This is a genomic window from Egibacteraceae bacterium (assembly GCA_035540635.1).
Classification (GTDB): Bacteria; Actinomycetota; Nitriliruptoria; order Euzebyales; family Egibacteraceae; genus DATLGH01.
On sequence record DATLGH010000013.1, the window covers coordinates 23,595 to 30,620 of the forward strand.

General features: G+C 75.0%; 6 protein-coding genes. 4 read left to right on the forward strand and 2 right to left on the reverse strand.

The annotated features are described in order from the left end of the window. The first annotated feature begins 11 nt into the window (after positions 1 to 11). From VM324_02620 to serS, 4 genes are read left to right on the forward strand one after another with little or no spacing between them, the layout of a single operon-like run. Complete coding sequence (locus VM324_02620; GenBank protein HVL98169.1) at positions 12 to 911, forward strand: mechanosensitive ion channel family protein; 900 nt, start codon at positions 12 to 14, stop codon at positions 909 to 911. Continuing rightward, complete coding sequence (locus VM324_02625; protein ID HVL98170.1) at positions 908 to 2,287, forward strand: YibE/F family protein; 1,380 nt, start codon at positions 908 to 910, stop codon at positions 2,285 to 2,287. Before VM324_02620 ends, VM324_02625 begins: the two co-directional genes overlap by 4 nt. A gap of 57 nt (positions 2,288 to 2,344) precedes the next feature. After that, positions 2,345 to 3,982: a cell wall-binding repeat-containing protein gene (locus tag VM324_02630; protein ID HVL98171.1), complete on the forward strand. Its 1,638-nt coding sequence runs from the start codon at positions 2,345 to 2,347 to the stop codon at positions 3,980 to 3,982. Positions 3,983 to 4,023: 41 nt separating this feature from the next. Further along, positions 4,024 to 5,286, forward strand: coding sequence for a serine--tRNA ligase (serS, locus tag VM324_02635; GenBank protein HVL98172.1), 1,263 nt, complete (start codon positions 4,024 to 4,026; stop codon positions 5,284 to 5,286). Positions 5,287 to 5,304: 18 nt separating this feature from the next. On the opposite strand, the gene VM324_02640 is transcribed toward serS, so the two are convergent. After that, positions 5,305 to 6,627: a hemolysin family protein gene (locus VM324_02640; GenBank protein HVL98173.1), complete on the reverse strand. Its 1,323-nt coding sequence runs from the start codon at positions 6,625 to 6,627 to the stop codon at positions 5,305 to 5,307. A 76-nt stretch (positions 6,628 to 6,703) separates the two neighbouring features. Then, entirely contained in the window at positions 6,704 to 6,880 is a 177-nt protein-coding gene (locus VM324_02645) for a hypothetical protein (protein ID HVL98174.1), read from the reverse strand. Positions 6,881 to 7,026 lie beyond the last annotated feature (146 nt).

Below are 7,026 nucleotides of genomic sequence, written 5' to 3' on the forward strand. Positions count from 1 at the left end.
GCCTGTCGGGCGTGCACGCAGCCGCGCTCCTCCTCCGGATCGACACGGAAGACCCGTTCGATCCCGCCATCGACACCCTGCGCGACCTCTACGACGAGCTCGTGGGCGCGCTCCCGCTCGTCGCGCTCGCGCTCATCCTCGCGGCCTTCGGGATCGTCGTCGCGACCTGGGCGTCGCGGGGGGCCGCCCGCGCGCTCGGCCGCACACGCGCCGATCGCATGGCGGTCAGCCTCGTCGCCCGTCTCGTGCGCGTGCTGCTCGTCGTGGCGGCGGTCCTCGTCGCCCTCGCGGTCGCCGGCGTGCCGGTCGGACCGGCGCTCGCGGGGCTCGGGGTGGCCGGCATCGCGGTCGCCCTCGCGATGCAGAACATCCTCGAGAACTTCATCGCCGGCCTCATCCTGCTCGCCCGCAAGCCGTTCCGGGCGGGGGACCAGATCGGGTCGAACGACCTCGAGGGCACCGTGGAGGAGATCGACCTGCGCGTGACGCGGCTGCGCAGCTTCGACGGCGAGATGATCCTCATCCCCAACATCGAGGTCTTCCAGAACCCCATCGTGAACTTCACGCGCCAGGGGGCCCGTCGGGCGCACCTGTTCGTCGGCGTGGACTACCGTGACGACCACGACTCCGCGCGGGAGGTCATCCGCGCGGCGGTCGCCCGGGTCGAGGGCGTCCACAACGAGCCGCCGCCGGAGGTCTGGCTCGCCGAGCTCGGCGAGTCGAGCGTGGACTTCGAGCTCGTGTACTGGACCGCGCCGCAGCGCCTCCTCAGCCGCCGCGTGCAGGACCGGGTGCTCGCGGCGGTGAAGACCGCCATCGCCGATGCCGGCATGACGATCCCCTGGCCGATCCGCACCCTCGTCATGGACTCCCGCGTCGAGATCGCCCGGCCCGGGGACGGGTCCCGGTGAACGCCTCCCCCCCGCCTCCCGCGCTCGCCTGGGCGACCCACCGGACCCTGCTCGTCGTCGTCGCCGCGCTCACGCTCGTCGCCGCGGGCGGCATCGCGGCGCTGTGGCCGCGCGGCGACGTGGGGGTCGAGGAGGAACCCGGCGCCGGCCAGACCACCGAGCTCGTCGACGCGGTGCTGCTCGAGGTGACCGAGGTGGAGGACCCCTTCGCGGACGCCTTCGGCCTGCTGCCGGACGCGGTGAACGTCGAGATCACCGCGCGGCTCGAGACGACCGGGGAGGTCGTCACCTTCGAGATGGTCGACGACACGGGCAGCTTGTTCGCCGCTGGACAGCGGGTGCGGCTCGCCGCCATCGAGACGCCCGAGCAGCCGGTCACCTACGCCGTCGCGGACTTCCGCCGGGAACGGCCCCTCGCCCTGCTCGCGGCGCTGTTCTTCGCCGCCGTCCTCGCCTTCGGGCGCTGGCAGGGCCTGCGGGCTCTCATCGGGCTGGGGCTGACGTTCCTGCTCATCATCGGCTTCATCGTCCCCGCGATCCTCGCCGGGCGCTCGCCGGTGGCCGCCGCGCTGTTCGGGGCGCTGGCGATCATGATCGTGACCCTCTACCTCGCGCACGGCTACTCGCGCAAGACGACCGCCGCGGTCGTCGGGACCGCTGCCGCCCTTGCCCTCACCGGCCTGCTCGCGATGGCCTTCGTCGCCGCCGCGTCGATCACCGGCTTCACGAGCGAGAACGCCCGTCTGGCCAACCTCACGGTCGGGGGCCTGAGCCTGCAGGGGCTGCTGCTGGCGGGGATCATCATCGGGGGGCTCGGGGTCCTCGACGACGTGACGATGGCGCAGTCCTCGACGGTCTTCGAGCTCCACAGGGCCAATCCCCGGATCGGCTTCGCCGGCCTGACCCGCGGGGCGCTCAACGTCGGCCGCGACCACATCGCGGCGACCGTCAACACCCTGTTCCTCGCGTACGCGGGGGCGGCGCTGCCGCTGCTCATCCTGTTCGCCACCGGCATCGACGGGTTCTTCGAGATCCTCACCTCCGAGATCGTGGCGGTGGAGGTCGTGCGCACCCTCGTGGGGTCCCTGGGCCTCATCGCCGCCGTGCCGATCACGACGGCGCTGGCGGCCGCCCTGGTCGTCGCCGAGCCCCGGGCGGCCCACAGCGAGGCCCCCGCAACCGGCCACGCCCACGGCCCGCTGCCCGGGCTCGCGGCCGACCCTGTGGGCGAGACGCCGTCGGGACCCGCCGAGGCGGGACTCAAGGAGTCCGCGCCCGAGGACGACGACGAGTGGGTCGTGCGGCTGCGCAGCGCGTACCGGTTGCCGCACGACGCCTCCGCCCATCCCCGCTCGGACGACGAGCCGAGCGACTGACGTGGCCGACCGGCCGCGCCCTCCCACCACTGCCAGCCCCACCGACGGACGCAACCCATGAGATCCGCAGCTGCCGGCGCGCTCGCGTGCGCCCTCCTCCTGTGCTCGTCCGCGGCCGCCCTCGCGTCCGACGACGAGCCGCCGACCTTCCGGGCGTGGTCGACCGGGGACTCGACCGACTACCGGCAGGTCGTCGCCCTCACCTACCCCACGGCGAGGGGGACGACCTACCGCGACGACTACGACGCCCTTCGGGGCGGCGGCACCCGCGTGCACCGCGCGACCGACATCTTCGGCGCGATGGGCGAAAGGGTCTACGCGGCGCAGTCGGGGACGATCGTGTGGATGGCGGGCCAGGACCCGGTGGCCAAGCACCCCACCGCCGGCTACGGCATGCAGATCCGGGGACCCGGCGGGCGGGTGTACGCCTACTACCACCTCGGACCCGACAGCGCCGGCCCATCGAAGGCCCTCGCCCCGGGGCTCGAGAAGGGCGACCGGGTGGAGCGCGGCCAGCATCTCGGCTTCCTCGGCGACTCGGGCAACGCCGCCGGCGGCACACCGCACCTGCACTTCGAGATCCACGACGACCGGGTGACCGACCCGTACGGCTCGAACCGCATCAACCCGTTCCTCTCCCTGCGCGACGCCGAGCACCGCGGTGACTACCCGTCCGCCGGCGGGGTGCGGGTCGGGCCGCCCCTCCCGGGCGAGGGCGCCGGGCCCGATGCCGTGCCCGCGCCGGCACCGGTCGTAGACCGGATCGCGGGCCGGGACCGCGTCGGCACCGCGGTCGCGCTGTCACGCGCCGCGTTCGACGCCGCCGAGCACGTCGTCGTGGCGGCGGCGGGGTCGTTCGCGGACTCCGTGGCGGCCGGTCCCCTCGCCGCGCGCCGCGGCGGACCCGTCCTCACCACCAGGGCGGCCCGGTTGGAGCAGGACGTCGTCGACGAGATCACCCGTCTCGGGGCGACGCGGGTCACGGTCGTCGGCGGGGAGGCCGTCGTGCCGGTGCAGGTCGAGCGCGACCTCGTCGACCGCGCCGGGGTGGCCCCGAGCCGCATCGACCGCCTGAGCGGCGCGAACCGCTACGAGACGGCCGCGGCGATCGCCCGCGCGGTGTGGGCGGGCGGGGGTGTCCGGCGCGCCGGGGTTGCGCTCGGCACGCACCCCGAGGAGGAGCGGGCATGGCCCGACGCGCTCGCGGCCGGCTACCACGGGGCGGTGAGCGGGGCCCCGGTGCTGCTCGTGGCGCCCCATGGTGTGCCCGGGGCGACCGCTGCGGCGCTCGAGGGCGTGGCGGAGGCCACGGTCGTCGGGGGGACCGGCGTCGTCTCCGACGACGTCTTCGCAGACGTCGCCCGACGGGCCGGCGTGGTGCGGCGGCTGGCAGGCCCGGACCGCTACACCACCGCGGCCGCCGTCGCCGAGGACCTCCTCGGGCGCGGGGTGTCGCCCCGACGCATCTGGGCCGCCACCGGGCGCTCCTACGCCGACGCGCTCGCCGCCGCCCCGGCGGTCGCGCGCGCCGGTGAGGTCCTGCTGCTCGTGGACGGCCTCGACGACGGCAAGGACGCGCGCCTCGGGCCCTGGCTGACGGCCCGCGGCGCCGACATCCGTGCCGGCCGGGTCATCGGCGGGGCGGCGGCGGTCACCGAGGACGCCCGCCGGCGCCTCGCCGAGCGCATCGCGTAGCGACCGGAGGGCACGCCCGGCGCTGGTAGCCTCGCCCCGCGATGATCGACATCCGTCTGCTGCGCGAGGACCGCGGCGAGGTCGCCGCGGCCCTGGCGCGCCGCGGGGTGGCCGCGGAGACGCTCGCGCACGCCCGCGCCCTCGACGAGGAGCGGCGCGCGCTCATCACCGCGGGGGACGAGCTGCGTGCCGAGCAGAACGCCCGGTCCCGCGCGATCGGTGGCGCCGCGCCCGACGAGCGGCCCGCGCTGATAGACGCGGTCAAGCAGGTGTCGGCCCGCCTCGACGAGCTCGAGCCCCGGCAGGCCGAGGCCGAGGCGCGCCTCGACGAGGCCCTCGTGCGGATCCCGAACCTTCCTCATCCCGACGCGCCCGACGGCGCCGACGAAACCGACGCCGTGGAGGTCGCCGCCTTCGGTGGCAAGCCGTCGTTCGACTTCCCCGTCCGCGACCACCTCGAGATCGGCGAGGCGCTCGGGCTCATCGACGTGGCGCGCGCGGCGAAGGTGTCGGGCAGCCGGTTCGCCTACCTGCTCGGACAGGCCGTGCTGCTCGAGCTCGCACTCGTGCGCTACGCCCTCGACCGCCTCGTCGCCGCGGGGTTCACGCCGGTCGTCCCGCCGGTGCTCACCCGCGCGGAGCCGCTGTTCGGCACGGCGTTCCTGCCCGGCGGCGCCGAGCAGCTCTACGAGATCCCCAAGGACGACCTCTACCTCGTCGGCACGTCGGAGGTGCCGCTGGCCGGCATGCACCTCGACGAGATCCTGGCGGCCGAGGACCTGCCTGTGCGCTACGCCGGCTTCTCGACCTGCTTCCGCCGGGAGGCGGGCACCTACGGCAAGGACACGCGCGGCATCTTCCGCGTCCACCAGTTCGACAAGGTGGAGATGTTCTCGTTCGTGCTGGCGGAGGACTCCCCGGCCGAGCACCTGCGGATCCTGGAGGTGCAGGAGGCGATCCTGCGCGCCATCGAGGTGCCGTACCGGGTGGTGGACATCGCCATCGGCGACCTCGGCGCCTCGGCGGCCCGCAAGTTCGACTGCGAGGCCTGGATGCCGGCGCAGGAGCGCTACCGCGAGGTCACCTCGTGCTCGAACTGCACCGACTACCAGGCGCGGCGCCTGCGCAGCCGGGTCAAGCGCGAGCGCGCCACCGAGCCGGTGCACACCCTCAACGGCACGGCGGTGGCGGTGGGCCGCACCATCATCGCGATCCTGGAGAACCACCAGCGCGAGGACGGCTCGGTGGAGATCCCGCCGGCGCTGGTGGAGCAGGGGGCCCCGGCGGTCATCCGGCCGCGGTAGCGCGCCGGCCGGCGGCGGCTACTCGTCCAGGCGGACGGCGCCGTTGACGCTGCCGCCGGCGGCCTGCGCGGGATCGATCGCCACCAGCACCACCCGCGTGCCGCGGGTCGCCTCCACGGTGAGCTCCCAGCCGTCGGCCACGACCGAGTCGCCGGTGCGCGGCAGCCGCCCCAGGCGGGTGAACACCAGCCCGCCGACGCTGGTGACCGTGTCGTCGCGCAGCTCCACCCCGTGGTCGGCGAGGTCCTCCAGCGGCACGTGGCCGCGGACGATCAGCCGGCCGTCGGGATGCGCGTCGACGGCCGGCGCGCGGTCGCGCTCGTCGTCGATCTCCCCGACGATCTCCTCGATGACGTCCTCCACCGCGACGACGCCGGCGAAGTCGCCGTACTCGTCCAGCACCACCGCCAGCGACGCCCGCCGCGCCTGCATCTGCCGCAGCAGCTCGTCCACCGGCTGGGTCTCCGGCACGAACGTGGCCGGCGAGCTGAGGTCGCGCACCACGGCGCGCTCGCCCTCCTCCAGCAGGCCGCGCGCGAGCTGGCTGAGGTGCACCACGCCGAGCACCCCGTCGCCGCTCAGGACGGGGAAGCGGCTGTGGCGGGTGGCGAGCGCCGCGGTGAGCGCGGGCCGCACCTCCAGGCCGGCGTCGAGGGTGGTCACCTCGGGCCGCGGGGTCATGATGTCGCGCGCCAGCGTCGCGCCGAGGCCGAAGACGCCCTCGAGCATGTCGGCCTCCTCCGGCTCGATCGCGCCGCCCTCCTCGCTCTGGGCGATCAGGATCTGGAAGTCCTCGGGCGTGGAGGCCATCTCGCTCTCGCTTGCGGGCTCCACGCCGACGGCGCGGACCAGCGCGTTGCCGGCCCCGTTGAGCAGGTGGATGAAGGGGGCGAACAGCCAGCGGAACCACTCCAGCGGCCGGGCGATGCCCATCGCGGTGCCCTCGGCGCGCTGGATGGCGACGCTCTTGGGCGCCAGCTCGCCGACCACCACGTGCAGCACGGTGATGATGGTGAACGCGATGATGATCGCGGTGAGCGTCGCGGCCGCCGCGCCGAGGCCCACGGACTCGAACAGCGGCTGCAGGAGGTGGGCGAACGCCGGCTCGCCGAGCCAGCCGAGGCCGAGGCTGGCGAGCGTGATGCCGAGCTGGCAGGCCGCGAGGTAGCGGTCGATGTGGCGGATCTGCTCGCGGGCGATCTCGGCCGCCGCGCGGCCCTGCTCGGCGAACTGGTCGAGGCGCGTGACGCGCGCCCGGGCGAGCGAGAACTCCGCCGCCACGAAGAAACCGTTGAGCAGCACCAGCAGCAGTGCCGCGGAGAGCTGGACCGCGTTGGTCAACGGCCCGCGGTGGTATGCACGGGCGCCATGTTAGCGCCGCGCCGGCCCGCATGACGGGGCCGGCGCGGCGCGGGGATCACACTCCGGGACCGCCCGTGGACGGCGGGTCGGAGCTCGGGAACGACTCCTCGCCGAACTCGTCCTCGGGCTCCTCGCCGCGCCGCTCGGGCGGCGGCTGGTGGGGCGGCACCCCGGGCTTGCGCTCCGGGTCGCCCGGCTCCTGGCCCTGCGAATCGCGCGGTCGTCGCTCCACGGCGCCTCCTTGGCTGATCGGGGTCATGCCCCGGCACTACCGTGCGCCCGCCGCCGGCAAACGCCCTGCCGGCAGGTGTGCCCGCCGGGGGCGGCGGGTACGGGTGCCGACATGCAGCGATCGCACGCCGCCGCGCGGGCCGGCAC

Bases quoted from the DNA above. Each gene is read 5' to 3' on its own strand.
- VM324_02630 (HVL98171.1), top strand. From the start codon at position 2,345: ATGAGATCCGCAGCTGCCGGCGCGCTCGCGTGCGCCCTCCTCCTGTGC.
- serS (HVL98172.1), top strand. From the start codon at position 4,024: ATGATCGACATCCGTCTGCTGCGCGAGGACCGCGGCGAGGTCGCCGCG.